This window comes from Pseudomonas brassicacearum subsp. neoaurantiaca (assembly GCF_013608025.1).
In the GTDB taxonomy this organism is placed as follows: domain Bacteria; phylum Pseudomonadota; class Gammaproteobacteria; order Pseudomonadales; family Pseudomonadaceae; genus Aquipseudomonas.
In genome coordinates this window covers 16,985-34,251 of record NZ_VDLV01000049.1, presented here as the reverse complement: position 1 = coordinate 34,251, position 17,267 = coordinate 16,985, and the positions used below count along the sequence as shown (strand labels likewise).

Below are 17,267 nucleotides of genomic sequence, written 5' to 3'. Positions count from 1 at the left end.
CCTCAATGCTTGTCGGTGAGGTTTTTGCCGATCATCCGGACCAGGATGATGGCGGCGATGTTGGCGATCACCACGGCGATCAACCCACCGGCCGACGCCATGCCGACGTCGAACTGCACCAGCGCCTGGTTGTAGATCAGGTAGGCGAGGTTGGTGGAGGCGTAGCCCGGACCACCGTTGGTGGTGGTGAAGATTTCGGCGAACACCGACAGCAGGAAAATGGTTTCGATCATCACCACCACGGCGATCGGGCGGGCCAGGTGCGGCAGGGTCAGGTGCCAGAAGATCGCGATGGGGCCGGCACCGTCCAGGCGCGCGGCTTCTTTCTGTTCCTGGTCGAGGGATTGCATGGCGGTCATCAGGATCAGGATCGCGAAGGGCAGCCATTGCCACGAGACGATGATAATGATCGACAGCAGCGGGTAATGGGCCAGCCAGTCCACCGGTTGCGCGCCGAAGAGTTTCCACACCGAGGCGAGGATTCCGGAGACTGGGTGGAAAATCAGGTTCTTCCAGATCAGCGCGCCCACGGTGGGCATGATGAAGAACGGCGAAATCAGCAACACCCGGACGATGCCGCGGCCGAAAAACTCACTGGCTTCCAGCAGCGCGCTGATCAAGACGCCGAGCACGATGCTGATCAACAGCACGCTGCCCACCAGCAGCAACGTATTGGTGGCGCCGGTCATGAACCCTGAGTCGGTGAGGAAATACGTGAAGTTCTCCAGCCCGACGAACTCGTTTTCGCCGGGATAGAGCAGGTTGTAGCGGATCATCGAGAAATAGACGGTCATGCCCAGCGGCACGATCATCCACAGCAGCAACAAGGCGACCGAAGGGCTGACCAGGAACCAGCCGGGGTTGGCCAGGCGGATCTTGCGGGCTGGCGGGGCTATTTCGATGGGGGCTTTGACTGTTGTCGTTGAGCTATTCATGAGCGCTTACTCTTATGCGACACATTCCCTGTGGCGAGGGAGCTTGCTCCCGCTGGACCGCGCAGCGGGCCCATGCCGATTGGCAATCGTTCTGATCGCCAGGGCGGGCTTCGCCCGCCAGCGGGAGCAAGCTCCCTCGCCACAAATGGATATTTACAAGTCTTTACTTGGGATACCCGGCACGCTTCATCTCGCGTTCAGTGGTGGACTGCGCGGCGGTCAACGCCTGGTCCACGGTCTGCTGGCCGGTCAGCGCGCCAGAGAAGAACTTGCCCACCTGGGTGCCGATGGCCTGGAATTCAGGAATCGTCACCAACTGGATGCCGATGTAAGGCACGGGCTTGAGGGTCGGGGCTTTCGGGTCGGCGACTTTCAACGATTCCAGCGTCACCTTGGCAAACGGCGCGGCCTTCATGTACTCGTCGCTGTAGGTCGAGGTGCGGGTGCCCGGTGGGACGTTGGCAATGCCGTCGGTCTTGGCGACCAATTGGCTGTATTCCTTGGATGTTGCCCAAGTGGTAAAGACCTTGGCGGCGTCCTTGGCTTTGGAACTGGTCGGGATCGCCAGGGACCAGGAGTACATCCACGAGCTGCCCTTGTCGGTTTTCTCGTGGGGCGCGAAGGTGAATCCGACGTGATCGGCCACCTTGCTCTGGGTCTTGTCGGTCACGAACGAACCGGCGACGCTGGCATCGACCCAGACCGCGCATTTGCCGCTGTTGAATAGAGCCAGGTTCTCGTTGAAGCCGTTGCTGGAAGCGCCGGGCGGGCCGGATTTCTTCATGTTGTCGACGTAGAAGTTCAGCGCATCCTTCCACTCGGGTCCATTGAACTGCGGCTGCCACTTCTCATCGAACCAGCGCGCGCCAAAGCCGTTGGCGAGGGTGGTGATCAGCGCCATGTTCTCGCCCCAACCGGCCTTGCCCCGCAGGCACAGGCCATATTGTTCCTTGGATTTGTCGGTGAGCTTTTCTGCGAACTCACCGATCTGGGTCCAGGTCGGATGTTCGGGCATGGTCAGCCCGGCGTCCTTGAACAGGTCCGTGCGGTAGTAAGTGATCGAACTCTCGGCGTAGAACGGCAGGGCGTACAGCGAGCCCTTGACCGACAAGCCATCGCGCACGGAAGGGAAGACGTCCTCCAGGTCGTAGGAAGCCGGCAGGTCTTTCATGGGTTCCAACCAGCCCTTGGCGCCCCAGAGTGCAGCTTCGTACATGCCAATGGTCAGCACGTCGAATTGTCCGCCTTGGGTGGCGATGTCGGTGGTCAGGCGCTGGCGCAGGACGTTTTCTTCAAGCACCACCCAGTTCAGCGTGATGTCCGGGTGCTCGGCCTCGAAGGTCTTCGAGAGCTTTTGCATACGGATCATGTCGCTGTTGTTGACGGTGGCAATGGTCAGGGTTTGTGCGCCGAAACTGACGCTGCTGAGGGTCATGCAGGTGGAGACAAGCAGAGCTTTTACCGAAGGTTTCATCGCGCACTCCTTTTCCGCGCCCACGGGCTGCAGAAGGACAGTTATTGTTTTTGTGTCTTCCGGATGAGTGGAAGAATGTGCGCTGATTACAGCCCTCAATGAGCGGTGTGACAAATCATCCGTCACACTTTTACTGATACTTTTTTGCACTGGAAAAGGAGTAGCGCGAGCGAGGAGCTCTTGTGGCGAGGGAGCTTGCTCCCGCTGGGGCGCGCAGCGGCCCTGTCTTTTAGGGCTGCTGCGCAGCCCAGCGGGAGCAAGCTCCCTCGCCACGGGGGAAGGGGTGAATATTCAACCCTGGTTCTGCTCGGTCAACCGCTGCACCGCCAGCCGCCGGTAGTGGGAAGGAGTCATGCCCTTGAGTTGCTGGAAGCGCCGGTTGAAGTTGGAAATATTGTTGAAGCCCGATTCAAAGCACACGTCCGTCACCGGTTTGTCGCCATCGGCCAGCAGTTCGCAGGATTTACTGATGCGCAGGCGATTGACGAATTCGATGAAGCAGCGCCCGGTGGCTTGCTTGAACACCCGGCTGAAATAGGTGGGTTTCATGCCCAGGTGCTCGGCCACTTCCTCCAAGGGCAACTCCCGGGCGTAGTGGGCGAAAATGTAGTCCACCGCGCGGTTGGTACGGTCAATGCTGTGCTCGTCTGCCGCTTGAGTGGAGGTGGCGCCTGAAAGCAATTGGTAGTCGTCGCAGCTCGCCAGCAATTCCATGAGGATGAAAAAATAACCCAGTCGGCTCATGCCTTGGGAATCGGCAATGCGCTGCATGAGGATCATCGCCTGGCGGACGGTGCGCTTGCAGCGGAACTCGATGCCGTATTGAGCCCGTTCCAGCAGCGGCGCCAGGGTCTTGAGTTCGGCAAATACCTGGTTGCCACTTTCGAACAGCTCATCGGTGAAATTCACCAGCATGTCGCGCTTGGGCACCACTTCATCTTCCTCCACCTGGCTGATCCAGTTGTGGGGCAGGTTGGGGCCGGTGAGGAACAGCGACTGCGGGGAAAAATTGCCGATGTAATCGCCGATGAACACCTTGCCCGAACTCGCGACGATCAGGTGCAGCTCGTACTCCTTGTGGAAATGCCAGCGCACCAGCGGGCAGGGGAAACCGTGCTGGCGGTAAATGATGGACAGGCCGTTATGATCGTCCATCAACTCGTAGGAAGGGTCGGTGACTCTGGCTGTGCGGGTCATGTGCCTGGCGCTTTTGTTGTTATCGCCGCTGGATAATGCCCCCTTCGCCGCCCGGGTTCCAGCCCTGGCGAACGAAGCCTGGCTCAGCTGTTGCGGTTCTTTTCCTCGATCCATTGGGACATGTACTGAGTGCTCTTGTGCTGATGGTGACGCAGCATGCCGCCGATGAAGTTATCCCGGCGGCGGCGGGCCAGGTCGGCGCGGCAGGCGTTGAGGCTGTCGATCAGCGCAGGGGCGTGGACCTGCCTGCGGAAACGTTCCGCCAGCAAGGCCAGCCCCGCCTCTTGGGCATGGGCCCAGCGGGCCGAGTCGGTATACAACTGCACGGCGGCGTTGGCGATGTCCTCGGCGCTCTGTGCGATCGCACCGGGCCAAGGCATGCCGCCGTGCATGGCTTCGGCGCCAATCGGCGTGGTGACACTGGGCGTGCCGCAGAGCATGGCTTCGATCAGCTTGCCCTTGATGCCAGCGCCGAAACGCAGCGGCGCCAGGCAGATACGCGCCGCGGACATAACCTGCAAGGCGTCCTCGGCCCAGTTCATGATATGAAAGCCCTGGCTCGGGTTGTGCAGCGCCGCGGCCTTGGGTGGCGTGTAGGCGCCATAAAGATGCAGCTGTGCACCGGGCAATCGTTGGCGAATCAGCGGCCACACTGCGTTTTTCATCCAGAGCACGGCGTCCCAGTTCGGTGCGTGGCGGAAGTTGCCGATGCTGAGGAAATGCGCCCGATCTTCGAAGGGCACGAACGGTTCGGTGGGCAGGTCCAGCATCAACGGGCACCAGAGCAGCAACTCGCGGGGCACCTTGAAATGTTCAACCAGCAGCTCGATCTCGAATTCAGACACCATCAGGTTCAAGTCGCAACGCAATAAGGCAGCGATCTCGCGCTTGGCCATGTCAGTGTCGGCCATCAGCTCGAACTCCTCGCGCAGGGCCGGGGCGAACAGATCACTGAAATCCTGGGAAGTCTCGTCGGCTTTCAAGCGATCCTTCAGGCGCTGGTGCCGGGCATGCCGCAGGCTTTGCAAGTCCGAAGTCTCCAGCACCCGCAGGGCGTCGGGGCAGTGTTTTTCCACCCGCCAGCCAAACTGTTCTTCCATCATGAACTGATCGAACAGGACGATATCCGGCGCGAGTTCATTGATGAAGGCATCGAAACTGCTGTTATTGAGCTCGATCGGTACTTCTTGGATGCCCAAGCCGATCAGGTCGGCGCGGTTCTCGCCGGGCCGGGCGGGGCTGCTGAAAGTGATGTCCCAGCCTTGTCCGAGAAAGGCTTCCAGCAGTTGCATGACATGCCCACCCGCCGCCGATGAGCGTGGCTCGGGCCAGACATAGCCGATAACCAGGACTTTGGTGGCGGTGGGATGAGGCATCTGGGGCATTCCTTGAAGCGGGTCAGGCGCGGTCGGCGCGCGGGGCGCCGATAGTGACCAAGAATGCGCCTGGGCTCAAGAAAGAATCTTTTTGACCTTGTCGCGCAATTGATCGATGGAGAACGGTTTGCCAATCACGTTCATGCCTTCCGGCACGTCGATGCTTTCGGCGTAGCCACTGGCGAACAGGATAGGAAGTCCGGGGCGCACGCTGCGTGCTTCTTTTGCCAGTTCGCGGCCGTCCATGATCGGCATGTTGACGTCGGTCATCATCAGATCGATGGAGCGGTCCGTATCATTCAACAGCGCCAGCGCCTCTTCGCAACCTTCTGCCTCCAACACCTTGTATTCCAGTTCTTCCAGCACATCGACAATCAACATGCGCACGATGCTGTCGTCTTCGACTACCAGAATGGTGGGAGGGGTGACAGGAGCAGGGACGGACATAATAGACTTCTCGGAAGATGGAATCGGGAGGGCGTGGTAAAGAACCGGCCGTATGCATGAGTAAGTCGCGAGGCGGCACAAGTTCCCGAACTTGTACAAGAAAGGATCTATAGTACAAGAGCTGACAAGGATAGTCGCATCCTTGAGACCCAGGCGAACGGCCTGGGGGATTTGCGTCCTGGACTTGTCGGAAGTGTGGATCCACCCCGTGTTTTTGGGCAAACTCCACGGTTTTCAACTTTCCACCAGGGCCATTTCCAATGCCTCTTTCGTCTTCGGTCGACGAGCAAAGTTTTCGCAAGCTCCTGAGCCGCAATATCAGCCTGCCCCTGGGCATGGGCGCCCTCAGCGCCGTGTTCTTCATTGTGTTGATCACGTACCTGCTGTCGGTGATCCAGTGGGTCGGGCACACCGATCGGGTCCTCAACAACGTCAACGACGCCATGAAGCTGAGCGTGGACCTGGAAACCGGCATGCGCGGTTATTTGTTGAGCGGCGACGAACACTTTCTCGATCCCTACGAAGTGGCCAAGCCGCGCATCGCGGTGGCACTGGATACATTGTTGGAACTGACAGCCGACAATCCCGTGCAGACTGACCGCCTGCACAAGATCCAAGCACTCCAGGTGGAGTGGAGCAACTACGCCCAGGGCATGATCGATCTGCAACGCAGCAGCGGTGATTACCGGGGAGCGGTGAAGGCCGGACGCGGCAAGCGATTGACTGACGAGATCCGCAAGACCTTCGAAGACGTTGTTGAAACCGAACAACAACTGCGCGCCCAGCGCAACGAGCAAGTGCGCACCACGACGGTCTGGAGCATCGCTCTGTATCTGCTGTTTGTCGCGGCGGTCAGCGGGCTGCTGGCCTACGTGGGGCGCCGGGACCTGTTGAACCTGTCCCGCAGCTATAGCGTGACGCTCAAAGTTCAGCAGGACAGCGCGGCGCGCCTGGAAAAACAAGCGTGGCTGCGCAATGGGCAGACTCAACTGGCCGAGCAAGTCCTTGGACAATTGTCCCTGAACCTGCTGGGCCGCAACATTCTGCAATTCTGCGCGCAATACCTGGGCACCGTGGTCGCGGCACTTTATGCGCGGGAAGAAAATGGCGTCCTCCGGCGCGTTGCTACCTATGGTATGTCCCGGGAGGATGACGAACAGCAACAGGTCATCATCGACGGTGAAGGCATCGTCGGGCAGACCGTGCGGCAAGGCCGGGTCATTCGCCTTGATGACGTCCCGAACGACTACCTGAACGTCAGCTCCGGGCTCGGCAAGGGGCGCCCCAACTGCGTGCTGGTGGTGCCGACCCGTGACGACGACCGGATCAACGGTGTCGTCGAGTTGGGCTTCCTGCGACCCTTGACCGAGCGGGACATCGAGTTGCTGGATCTGGTGGCCGGCAACATTGGCACCTCCATCGAAGCAGCTCGTTATCGCCAGCGCCTGCAGGAAGTATTGGCCGAGACCCAGCAGTTGAACGAAGAACTGCAAGTGCAGCAGGAAGAACTCAAGACTGCGAACGAGGAATTGGAAGAGCAGTCGCGCATCCTCAAGGAATCCCAGGCCCACCTGGAAGCCCAGCAACAGGAGTTGGAGCAGACCAACGAGCAATTGGCCGAGCAGCGCGACGCCATGGATCAGAAGAACAGCGAGTTGAACATCGCCCAGATCCAGTTGCAGGAACGCGCCGAAGAGCTGCAACGCTCGAGCAAGTACAAGTCCGAGTTCCTGGCCAATATGTCCCATGAACTGCGCACCCCGCTCAACAGCTCGCTGATCCTGTCCAAGTTGCTGGCGGAAAACCCGCACAAGAATCTCAGCGAAGAGCAGGTCAAATTCGCCGAATCGATCTACTCCGCCGGCAACGACTTGCTGAACCTGATCAACGACATTCTCGATATCTCCAAGGTCGAGGCCGGCAAGCTGGAAGTGCGTCCGGAAAACACCAGCGTTGCGCGCCTGGTGGAGGGACTGGGGGACCTGTTCACGCCGCTGGCGCGGGAAAAAGGCCTGGACTTCGATGTGCAGGTGCAGCCCGATGCGCCGGCGATGCTGTACACCGATCGCCAGCGCCTGGAACAGGTGCTCAAGAACCTGCTGTCGAATGCGGTGAAGTTCACCGAACACGGCTCTGTCCGGCTCACCGTGGCGGGCCAGCCGGGTGGCGGCATTGCGTTCATGGTCCGCGACTCGGGGATTGGCATCGCCGCCGACCAGCAGCAGAGTATCTTCGAGGCGTTCCGCCAGGCCGACGGCACCACCAATCGCCGTTACGGCGGTACGGGCCTGGGCCTGTCGATTTCTCGGGACTTGGCGACGTTGCTGGGCGGTTCCATCTCGGTGACCAGTGCGCCAGGGCAGGGCAGTGAATTCACCCTGGCAATGCCTGGGCGCTACGTTGAGCCCGGGGACAGCCCCATCGCGCCGATGACGTTCACCCCACCGGCAGCCTCGCTGACACCGGTCCAGACGGCTGCCCCCGCGCCGGCAACACTGGTCGCGGAAGTGGAGGCGCCTGTCCCGCAGTTCGCCGATGACCGTGAAAAGGCGCCTTTCGACAGCCGTTGCATCCTGGTCATCGAAGACGAGCCCAAGTTCGCCCGGATCCTGTTCGACCTGGCCCATGAACTTGGCTACCAATGCCTGGTGGCCCATGGCGCAGACGAAGGGTTTGACCTGGCCTCACGCCTCAGTCCCGACGCGATCCTGCTGGACATGCGCCTGCCGGACCACTCCGGGCTGACGGTGCTGCAGCGCCTCAAGGAACAGGCAGCCACCCGGCACATCCCGGTGCATGTCATTTCCGTTGAAGACCGCGTCGAAGCGGCGATGCACATGGGCGCCATCGGTTACGCCGTCAAGCCGACCACCCGCGAGGAGCTCAAGGATGTGTTCGCGCGCCTGGAAGCCAAACTGACCCAGAAGGTCAAGCGCGTGCTGCTGGTGGAAGACGACGACCTGCAGCGCGACAGCATTACCCGCCTGATCGGCGACGAAGACATCGAGATCACCGCCGTCGGCCTGGCCCAGCAAGCCCTGGATCTGCTGCGCGACAACGTCTATGACTGCATGATCATTGACCTCAAGCTGCCGGACATGCTCGGTAACGATCTGCTCAAGCGCATGTCCAGCGAAGAGATCTGTTCGTTCCCACCCGTGATCGTCTACACCGGGCGCAACCTGACGCGCGATGAAGAAGCCGAACTGCGCAAGTATTCGCGCTCGATCATCATCAAGGGCGCGCGTTCGCCGGAGCGCCTGTTGGATGAAGTGACACTCTTTCTGCACAAAGTCGAATCCAGGCTGTCACATGAACGGCAGCGGATGCTTCAGACCGCCCGCAGCCGCGACAAGGTTTTCGAAGGTCGCAAGGTGCTGTTGGTGGACGACGATGTGCGCAACATCTTTGCCCTGACCAGCGCCTTGGAGGCGAAAGGGGCGATCGTGGTCATCGGGCGTAACGGCTACGAGGCGATCGAACGCCTGAATGAAGTCGAGGACATCGACTTGGTACTGATGGACGTGATGATGCCCGAGATGGACGGCTTTGAAGCCACCACGCTGATCCGCAAGGACCCGCGCTGGCAGAAACTGCCCATCATCGCGGTGACGGCCAAGGCCATGAAAGATGACCAGGAGCGGTGCCTGGCGGCCGGCTCCAACGATTACCTGGCCAAGCCGATCGACCTGGATCGCCTGTTTTCACTGATTCGCGTGTGGTTGCCGAATATGGAAAGAATTTAGTGGAACGTAACACTGACATTGAACTTCGTTTGTTGATCGAAGCGATCTACCTGAAGTACAGCTACGACTTCCGTGATTACTCCGGCGCTTCCATCAAGCGCCGGGTCCTGCATGCGTTGAGCCAGTTCGATTGCAAGACCATCTCGGCGCTGCAGGAGCGGGTGCTGCATGACCCGGGGGCCTTCATGCAATTGCTGCAACTGCTGACGATTCCGGTCAGTGAGATGTTCCGCGACCCCTCGCATTTCCTCGCGATCCGCGAGGAAGTGGTGCCGCTGCTCAAGACCTATCCCTCGATCAAGATCTGGATCGCCGGTTGCAGCACCGGGGAGGAGGTCTACTCCATGGCGATCCTGCTGCGCGAGGAAGGGCTGCTGGAGCGCACGCTCATTTATGCGACGGACATCAATCCGCGGTCGCTGGAAAAAGCCAAGCAGGGCATTTTCTCGTTGGAAAACGTCAGGGCCTACACGCAAAACTATCAGCGGGCGGGAGGTCGGCGATCATTTGCCGATTACTACACCGCCGCCTACGATTACGCCATGTTCGATAAAACCTTGTGCCAGAACGTGACGTTTGCCGACCACAGCCTGGCGACCGACAGCGTTTTTTCGGAAACACAGTTGATTTCCTGTCGTAACGTATTGATATATTTCAATAAAAAACTGCAAGATCGTGCCTTCGGCTTGTTTCACGAATCACTCTGCCATCGTGGCTTCCTGGTGTTGGGCAGCAAGGAAACGCTGGATTTTTCGGTGTTTGGCAAGCAATTCGAACCGTTGGTCAAACAGGAACGGATCTATCGCAAGTTATGAAATCAATGACGGACAGGTCCAGGCCAATGATCGAGGCCATTGTCGTCGGCGCGTCCGCCGGCGGTGTCGAAGCGCTGTTGAACGTGTTCAGCCCACTGCGCCAAGGGTTCGGGGTGCCGATTCTGGTGGTGTTGCATCTGCCGGACGAGCGTCATAGCCAACTGGCCCAGGTGTTCCGTCATCGTCTCGCGATACCGGTGGAGGAAGCCCGGGACAAACAGGACATCGTGCCCGGAACCTTGTACGTTGCGACGCCCGGTTATCACCTGTCGATCGAGGCTGACCGTAGCCTGTCCTTGAGCCTGGAAGAACCGGTGCACCACTCGCGACCATCGATTGATGTGTTGTTCGAGTCGGCCGCCGATGTCTATGGCCGTCATTTGCTGGCAGTGGTGCTGACCGGTGCCAATAGCGATGGCGCCCGGGGCCTGGCCAAGGTGAAGGCGCTGGGCGGTATCACGATTGTCCAGGACCCGGAGGAGGCGCAGGTCCCTACCATGCCCGAAGCGGCACTCACCTTGCACGAGCCCGACCACATCCTCACTTTGCAGGGCATCGGCCAACTGTTGGCCGGCCTGGAATGAACCACATGCCAAGAGATATTCAAGCCAAACTGCTGATCGTCGATGATCTGCCTGAGAATCTGTTGGCCCTGGAAGCGTTGATCAAACGCGACGACCGTCAGGTCTATAAAGCCTTGTCGGCGGACGAAGCACTGTCCCTGCTTTTGCAACACGATTTTGCCCTGGCAATCATCGACGTGCAGATGCCGGGCATGAACGGTTTCGAATTGGCCGAGCTGATGCGCGGCACGGAAAAGACCCGCAGTATCCCGATCATTTTCGTCAGCGCCGCTGGCCGCGAGCGCAACTACGCTTTCACCGGCTATGAAAATGGTGCGGTGGATTTCCTGCACAAGCCGCTGGACAACCATGCGGTCAAAAGCAAGGTCAACGTATTCGTCGAGCTTTATCGCCAGCGCAAGGCGATGAAGGAACAGGTGATTGCCCTGGAGCAGAGCCGTCGGGAGCAGGAGCAACTGCTTCAGCAACTGCAAGCGACCCGCAGCGAACTCGAACAGGCGGTGCGCATGCGTGACGACTTCATGTCGATCGTCGCCCATGAGGTACGTACGCCGCTCAACGGACTGATCCTGGAAACGCAGCTGCGCAAGATGCACCTGGCCCGGGACAACGCCGCAGCGTTCACCCTGGACAAGGTGAAGGCGATGGTCGAGCGTGACGAGCGCCAGATCAAAAGTTTGATCCGCTTGATCGAGGACATGCTGGACGTGTCGCGGATTCGCACCGGCAAGCTGTCCATTCGTCCGACCTGCTTCAATTTGACGGCGCTGGTGCAGAACCTGCTGCACAACTTCCAGCCGCAGATCGCCGCCGCCGAATGCACGGTGACCTGTACCGCCGAGTCATCGGTAGAAGGGCATTGGGATGAGTTTCGCATCGAGCAGGTGGTTTCGAACCTGCTGACCAACGCGTTGCGCTATGGCAGCAAGAGTCCGATCGAGGTGCGGGTCTACAAGACGCCCGAACATGCTTGCATCGAAGTCCAGGACCATGGCATCGGCATCAGCGAAGAGAACCAGGCGCGCATTTTCCAGCAATTCGAACGTGTGTCCTCCAAGGCTGCCACGGCGGGCCTGGGGCTTGGGCTGTTCATTTCCGAGCAGATCGTCACCGCCCACGGCGGTATCATCACGGTCAATAGTCGCCTCAACGAAGGGGCGTTATTTCGCGTTTGTCTGCCTTTTCAGAAAACTGGCGAACGGACGCAACCTCTGAGTGACCCCAAGGTCGTATCAGCAGCTATTGATCCAACAAAGGCTTCTCATGAGTGAAGATGCGCAAGACGTTGTACTGATCGTCGAGGATGACCCATCGATCCTGATGGTGCTGTCGGCCTACCTGTCCGGGGAGGGTTATCGGGTGCTGCAAGCCGAAAACGGTGAGCAGGCGTTCGAGATTCTTGCGAGCAAGCCTCATCTGGACATGATGATCACTGACTTCCGCTTGCCCGGTGGCATTTCCGGGGTGCAGATTGCTGAGCCTGCGGTGCGGTTGCGTCCGGACTTGAAGGTTATTTTCATCAGTGGTTATGCGCAGGAGGTGCGTGAGACTGATAGTCCGATTACGCGCAAGGCGCCGATTTTGGATAAGCCGTTTGATTTGGATGTGTTGCAGGGGATTATGCAGGGGATGTTGTCGTAGGTTTTGCGGTAACGGGTGGTTGAGTACATATCCGTTTCTGCGGTAATGGCGGCTGGCGGTTCCGCTCTTACAGCGGGTCACTTTTGGAAAGAGCGCCAAAAGTCCCTGTGGGAGCGAGCCTGCTCGCGAAGAGGCCGGCACGTTCAATATCTTCATCGAATGACCTGACGCCTTCGCGAGCAGGCTCGCTCCCACCCACATTCGGGTTTTCACCAGCCACAATATTCATGTACACCACAGCCCTCTGTGGGAGCGAGCTTGCTCGCGAAAAGGCCGGCACATTCAATATCTTAATCGACTGACCTGACGCCTTCGCGTGCAGGCTCGCTCCCACCGGAGGAAAGCGTCGTCGAAGAGCCCGGCCGAACTCAAACCTTGATCATTTCCCGCACCTTCGCCGTCAACAGATCAAACGTGAACGGCTTGGTGATCATTTGCATGCCCGAATCCAGGAAGCCGCCGCGCACCGCCGCGTGTTCAGCGTAGCCAGTGATGAACAGCACCTTGAGGTCGGGGCGGATCTGGCGGCCGATTTCTGCCAGTTGCCGGCCATTCATGCCTGGCAGGCCCACGTCGCTGATCAGCAGGTCGATGCGCTGGTTGGATTGCAGGATCGGCATCGCACCATTGGCATCGCCGGCTTCGACGAAGGCGTAGCCCAACTCGCTCAGCACCGCGCTGACCAGGACGCGCACCGCTGGATCGTCTTCGACGATCAGCACGGTTTCACCATCTTGCGCATAAGGCGCCTGTTGGGCGTGGACCAGCGGTTCGTCTATCTCTTCGCCAATGAAGCGCGGCAGGTAGAGATTCACGGTCGTGCCTTTTCCGACCTCGCTGTCGATGGTCACGTGGCCGCGTGACTGTTTACTGAAACCATAGATCATCGACAGCCCCAGCCCGGTGCCCTGGCCGATGGGTTTGGTGGTGAAGAACGGGTCGAATGCACGATTGATCACCGCTTCGGGCATGCCGCAACCGCTGTCTTGCACGCTCAACACCACGTAGTCGCCGGGCTCCAGGTTGGTGTAGGCGTCGGTGAAGCCGGTGTCCAGGTATTGATTGAAGGTCTGCACCACCAGTTTGCCGCCGTCGGGCATGGCGTCGCGGGCGTTGAGGACCAGGTTGAGCAGGGCGCTTTCCAATTGGTTGGGGTCGGCCTCGGCGATCCAGAGTTGTTCGTCCAGGCGCATTTCCAGGCCGATGCTCTCATTGAGGCTGCGTTGCAGCAGCTCGCCCATGGACAGCACGAGGGTGTTCATTTGTACGGCCTTGGAGTCCAGCGATTGCCGCCGGGAGAACGCCAGCAGTCGGTGGGTCAGGCCGGCCGCCCGATTGGCCGATGTCACGCCCAGGTCGATCAGGCTGTCGAGGTCTTCGGTGCGACCACGGGCCAGGCGTCGGCGCAGCAGTTCGAGGCTGCCGATGATGCCGGTGAGCATGTTGTTGAAGTCATGGGCGATGCCGCCGGTGAGTTGGCCGACCGCTTCCATTTTCTGCGATTGGCGCAAGGCCTCCTCGTTGTGACGCAATTGGGCGGTGCGCTCCTCGACTTGTTGCTCGAGGGTTTCCAGGGTGTTCTGCAGGCGCAGCTCGCTGTTGCTGAGGTCGATCAGGCGGTCCCGCGCGTCATATTGCCTTCGACGCCCGCGCAAGGCCGTGGTGACCAGGCTGACCAGCGTCACCGGGTGGAAGGGCCGTTCCAGGAACGTCACGTTGCCCAACTGGGTGCCGATGCGTGCCACCGGGTTTTGCTCCGGTCCGCCATGATGCGTCAGCAGGACGATGGGCAGGTCGGACCAGGCCGGTTGCTGTTCGATGTACTGGAACAGGGTTTCCAGGTCCGGCCCGACCAAGGCCTCCGAAGAAATCACCAGCAGGCCCGCGCCGTGCTCCAACTCCTCGCACAGATGCCCCAAATGACTGCAGACAAGGCCGCTGAAACCGGCTTCGTTGAGAATCATCAGGGCAATCTGGCTGTCCCGTCCCAGCGGCGCAAGAATCAGCGCCCGCTCGGACAAGGGTTCGGCCGACGTCACTGGGAATCATCCTCTAGCAATGGATTATCCGCTCCCATGTAAGTCGGTACTCCACGCAATACACCCTGGAATGCTTCCAGCGGCTCGCCAATGGTCATGCCCAGCCTGCTGATGCGGTATTCGCGAATCGTCGATTCATGGCTGCCGGTCCGTTTCTTGATGATGGAAACCGCCCGGCGAACCTTGCCCAGCGCCTCGAAGTAGCGCAACAGAATGACGGTGTCGGCCAGGTAGGTGATGTCCACCGGTGCCTGCATGTCGCCCACCAACCCATGCTGCGCAACCGTCATGAACGTCGCTGCGCCCTTGCGGTTCAGGTAAAGCAACAGCTCATGCATATGCAGGACCAGGGCGTTTTCTTCCGGCATGGCGGCCTGGTAGCCGTTGATGCTGTCGATCACGACGGTCTTGATGTTCGCGTCATTGACGCAGCGCCGCACGCGGTGGGAAAACTCACCGGGAGACAGCTCGGCGGCGTCGACTTGCTCGATCAGCAGGTTACCGGTCTTTTGCAGCGCCAGCAGATCAATGCCGATGTTCTTCATGCGCTCGAACAACAGACCCAGCTCTTCATCGAAAATGAACAGGGCGGCTTTTTCGCCGCGATGCACAGCCGCCGCTGCAAAGATAAGGGAGATCAACGATTTGCCGGTACCGGCCGGGCCCAGGATCAGCGTGCTTGAGCCGGTCTCGATACCGCCACCCAACAGCGCGTCCATTTCCGCGATGCCGCTGGAGAGCTGCTGGCGAATGTATTGACCTCGATGTTCGGCGGCCACCAGGCGAGGGAAGACATGCACGCCATCGCCCATGATCGTGAAGTCGTGGTAGCCACCGCGGTATTTCTGCCCGCGGTATTTCACCACCCGGAGGCGGCGTCGCTCGGCGCCGTAGTTCGGCGTCAGTTCTTCGAGGCGGATGACGCCGTGGGCCACGCTGTGAACCGTCTTGTCGAGGGACTCGGTGGTCAGGTCATCCAGCAGCAGCACGGTGGCGTCGTAGCGCACGAAGTAATGCTTGATCGCCAGGATCTGCCGGCGATAGCGCAGGGAGCTTTGCGCCAGGAGACGGATCTCCGAAAGACTGTCCAGCACAACTCGAGTCGGCTTGAATCGCTCGACCACTTCGAAGATCTGCCGGGTCGCTTCTCCCAGTTCCAGGTCCGAGGAATACAGCAGGCTTTGCTGGTGCTCGGCGTTGAGCAGGCTCTCGGGTGGGGTCAGCTCGAAAATGTGGATATTTTCATCCAACGTCCAACCGTGGGAGGCTGCGCCCTGGCGCAATTCACGCTCGGTTTCCGATAGCGTGATGTACAACGAGCGCTCGCCGGCTTCGGCGCCGGCCAGCAGGAAGTGCAACGCGACCGTGGTCTTGCCGGTGCCCGGTTCTCCTTCCAGGAGGAACACGTGACCTCGGGACAAACCACCGGAAAGGACATCGTCCAGCCCTTCGATGCCGGTGGCGGCTTTTGCGCTGATCAACTCGTTAGATGTAGTCAAAAATAACCCTCTCGTGACTAGGGAAGTGGGCAGCAGGCGGGGTAACGCCTGAAATGAAACTGCCTGAACACTTGACCTTTGACAGTCATGGCGGTTCCGCTTTCTTTGACAAAACGCGCAGTGGTGCACAACTTTTGGCCTGCGCCCATTGGCTTACAAACCCTGTTGTATCGCCGGGTCGTCGGGGTTCAACTGCTCCAGTTGAGCCAACAGGACCTGGACGTGCTGCAACTGACCGGTTTCCTTCCAGTAATTGATCAGCAACACCCGCGCGTTGCGGTCGGCGGGGTAGCGCTGGACGATTTCCTGTAGCTGTTTCTGCGCGGCTTCCACCTCCTGCTCGGCATGCAGGGTGGTCGCGAGATCGTAGCGGTATTGCCTGTTATCAGGCTCCAGCTCCACGGCTTTTGCCAAGCCTAGCACTGCATACTCACTTTGGCCGTGCTGCAGCAGCCACATGCCCAGCGCATGTTGCAGGTAGGCCGACGCGGGTTGGGTTTGCAACTCCCGGGCGAGCAACTGGCGTGCGGCTTCCCCCTGGCCTTGCTTGTCCAGCACATCGACCTGCATGACGAGCGCCGGCAGGTTGCCCGGTTGTAGCTTCAGTACCTGTTCCAGCGCCTGCTGGGCTTTTTTCAGCTCGGCGTTATGCGCATACAGCCGGGCGAGCTGATAGAGGGATTCGGGGGTGGGCGGAGCGTCATTCAGCACCTGCTTCCAGGTATCGACGGCGATTTGCATCGCTCCGAAATACAGGCCCAGCTCGTCAGGCGACAGACCCAGCAGTGCATTCACGGCGGCGAATCGGACGTCCGGCTCGTTGTCATCCAGGAGCGGGCCGAGCAACAGGCTGCGCTGGGCGTTCGGCACCAGCCCGACGATGCTGCCGATGGCCGCGCGCCGCACATCCGGCGATTCGCTTAGCAGATCCGTCTGGGCCAGTTTCAAGGCTTGGGGGCTTGGATAGTTGGGCAATTCCGCATGCAGCCAGACACGGCGCTTGGGCGACAAGTCCGGCCGTCCCAATTGCTGATACAACATTCTCGCGGCACCAGGCTGGCCGTTGCGTGCGTGTTCCAGGGCTTCGCTGTAGCCGCGCTTGATGGCCTCGGGGATCTGCGGCGTGGTGTTGCGCAGCCATATCGCGACGAGACCGATCGCCAATACAACGGCAAGACTGAGAAGCACATAGCGGCGAGACGAAGACATGCAGGTAATCCATAACCAGAAGCGCGAAATGTCGCAAGCTTCGGTCAGGTGAGGGCTTGAGTCAAACCCTTGTATCTGAGTTCGCCTCGTGTGAGCGAGCTTGCTGCGGGCGGTGATACGACGATGGCGTCGGATCGACGAGGTTGATATCGACTGACACGCCGCTAAGCGCGTTTGTGGCGAGGGAGCTTGCTCCCGCTGGGCTGCGTAGCAGACCCCTATTTGTGGGCGCTTCGCAGCCAAGCGGGAGCAAGCTCCCTCGCCACGGAGTTGGGGTGGCTGGAACATGTTTGGCACTGGCCAGG

At 59.9% G+C, this 17,267-nt stretch carries 13 protein-coding genes; 5 read left to right on the top strand and 8 right to left on the bottom strand.

Features of this window, described 5'->3' with window-relative positions; all coding sequences use genetic code 11:
- Positions 1-2: 2 nt before the first annotated feature.
- The 5 genes from FHK92_RS22850 to FHK92_RS22830 form a co-directional block, all read right to left on the bottom strand.
- Positions 3-935, bottom strand: a complete 933-nt coding sequence (locus FHK92_RS22850; RefSeq protein WP_181290105.1) for a carbohydrate ABC transporter permease — start codon at positions 933-935, stop codon at positions 3-5.
- 163 nt (positions 936-1,098) lie between these two features.
- A complete protein-coding gene (locus tag FHK92_RS22845) occupies positions 1,099-2,409 on the bottom strand; it encodes an ABC transporter substrate-binding protein (protein ID WP_181290104.1) in 1,311 nt (436 codons plus the stop codon).
- A gap of 291 nt (positions 2,410-2,700) precedes the next feature.
- A complete protein-coding gene (locus FHK92_RS22840) occupies positions 2,701-3,606 on the bottom strand; it encodes an AraC family transcriptional regulator (RefSeq protein WP_030142678.1) in 906 nt (301 codons plus the stop codon).
- An 83-nt stretch (positions 3,607-3,689) separates the two neighbouring features.
- The gene (locus tag FHK92_RS22835) at positions 3,690-4,982 is read right to left on the bottom strand and encodes a glycosyltransferase family 4 protein (protein ID WP_181290103.1); all 1,293 of its coding nucleotides are present in this window, start codon (positions 4,980-4,982) and stop codon (positions 3,690-3,692) included.
- A gap of 75 nt (positions 4,983-5,057) precedes the next feature.
- Complete coding sequence (locus tag FHK92_RS22830; RefSeq protein WP_181290102.1) at positions 5,058-5,429, bottom strand: response regulator; 372 nt, start codon at positions 5,427-5,429, stop codon at positions 5,058-5,060.
- Between the two features lie 260 nt (positions 5,430-5,689).
- Here FHK92_RS22830 and FHK92_RS22825 point away from each other — a divergent pair, with 260 nt between their 5' ends.
- From FHK92_RS22825 to FHK92_RS22805, 5 genes are read left to right on the top strand one after another with little or no spacing between them, the layout of a single operon-like run.
- On the top strand, positions 5,690-9,175 hold the full coding sequence (locus FHK92_RS22825) for a response regulator (protein WP_181290101.1): 3,486 nt from the start codon (positions 5,690-5,692) through the stop codon (positions 9,173-9,175).
- Complete coding sequence (locus tag FHK92_RS22820) at positions 9,175-9,990, top strand: CheR family methyltransferase (RefSeq protein WP_181290100.1); 816 nt, start codon at positions 9,175-9,177, stop codon at positions 9,988-9,990. The genes FHK92_RS22825 and FHK92_RS22820 overlap by 1 nt, the downstream gene beginning before the upstream one ends.
- Positions 9,987-10,574, top strand: a complete 588-nt coding sequence (locus tag FHK92_RS22815; protein WP_375154626.1) for a chemotaxis protein CheB — start codon at positions 9,987-9,989, stop codon at positions 10,572-10,574. Before FHK92_RS22820 ends, FHK92_RS22815 begins: the two co-directional genes overlap by 4 nt.
- Positions 10,575-10,579: 5 nt before the next feature.
- The gene (locus FHK92_RS22810) at positions 10,580-11,845 is read left to right on the top strand and encodes a hybrid sensor histidine kinase/response regulator (protein WP_181290099.1); all 1,266 of its coding nucleotides are present in this window, start codon (positions 10,580-10,582) and stop codon (positions 11,843-11,845) included.
- Positions 11,838-12,215, top strand: a complete 378-nt coding sequence (locus FHK92_RS22805; protein ID WP_030142671.1) for a response regulator — start codon at positions 11,838-11,840, stop codon at positions 12,213-12,215. Before FHK92_RS22810 ends, FHK92_RS22805 begins: the two co-directional genes overlap by 8 nt.
- A gap of 368 nt (positions 12,216-12,583) precedes the next feature.
- On the opposite strand, the gene FHK92_RS22800 is transcribed toward FHK92_RS22805, so the two are convergent.
- The 3 genes from FHK92_RS22800 to FHK92_RS22790 all read right to left on the bottom strand — a co-directional run bounded on the left by FHK92_RS22800 (position 12,584) and on the right by FHK92_RS22790 (position 16,962).
- Positions 12,584-14,254: a response regulator gene (locus FHK92_RS22800; protein ID WP_181290098.1), complete on the bottom strand. Its 1,671-nt coding sequence runs from the start codon at positions 14,252-14,254 to the stop codon at positions 12,584-12,586.
- The gene (locus tag FHK92_RS22795; protein ID WP_181290097.1) at positions 14,251-15,753 is read right to left on the bottom strand and encodes an ATPase domain-containing protein; all 1,503 of its coding nucleotides are present in this window, start codon (positions 15,751-15,753) and stop codon (positions 14,251-14,253) included. Before FHK92_RS22795 ends, FHK92_RS22800 begins: the two co-directional genes overlap by 4 nt.
- A 153-nt stretch (positions 15,754-15,906) precedes the next feature.
- Positions 15,907-16,962, bottom strand: a complete 1,056-nt coding sequence (locus FHK92_RS22790; RefSeq protein WP_181290096.1) for a HEAT repeat domain-containing protein — start codon at positions 16,960-16,962, stop codon at positions 15,907-15,909.
- Between the last annotated feature and the right edge of the window lie 305 nt (positions 16,963-17,267).

Coding starts and splice junctions, on each gene's coding strand:
- FHK92_RS22850 (WP_181290105.1), bottom strand. CDS start 935: ATGAATAGCTCAACGACAACAGTCAAAGCCCCCATCGAAATAGCCCCG.
- FHK92_RS22845 (WP_181290104.1), bottom strand. CDS start 2,409: ATGAAACCTTCGGTAAAAGCTCTGCTTGTCTCCACCTGCATGACCCTC.
- FHK92_RS22840 (WP_030142678.1), bottom strand. CDS start 3,606: ATGACCCGCACAGCCAGAGTCACCGACCCTTCCTACGAGTTGATGGAC.
- FHK92_RS22835 (WP_181290103.1), bottom strand. CDS start 4,982: ATGCCTCATCCCACCGCCACCAAAGTCCTGGTTATCGGCTATGTCTGG.
- FHK92_RS22830 (WP_181290102.1), bottom strand. CDS start 5,429: ATGTCCGTCCCTGCTCCTGTCACCCCTCCCACCATTCTGGTAGTCGAA.
- FHK92_RS22825 (WP_181290101.1), top strand. CDS start 5,690: ATGCCTCTTTCGTCTTCGGTCGACGAGCAAAGTTTTCGCAAGCTCCTG.
- FHK92_RS22815 (WP_375154626.1), top strand. CDS start 9,987: ATGAAATCAATGACGGACAGGTCCAGGCCAATGATCGAGGCCATTGTC.
- FHK92_RS22810 (WP_181290099.1), top strand. CDS start 10,580: ATGCCAAGAGATATTCAAGCCAAACTGCTGATCGTCGATGATCTGCCT.
- FHK92_RS22805 (WP_030142671.1), top strand. CDS start 11,838: ATGAGTGAAGATGCGCAAGACGTTGTACTGATCGTCGAGGATGACCCA.
- FHK92_RS22790 (WP_181290096.1), bottom strand. CDS start 16,962: ATGTCTTCGTCTCGCCGCTATGTGCTTCTCAGTCTTGCCGTTGTATTG.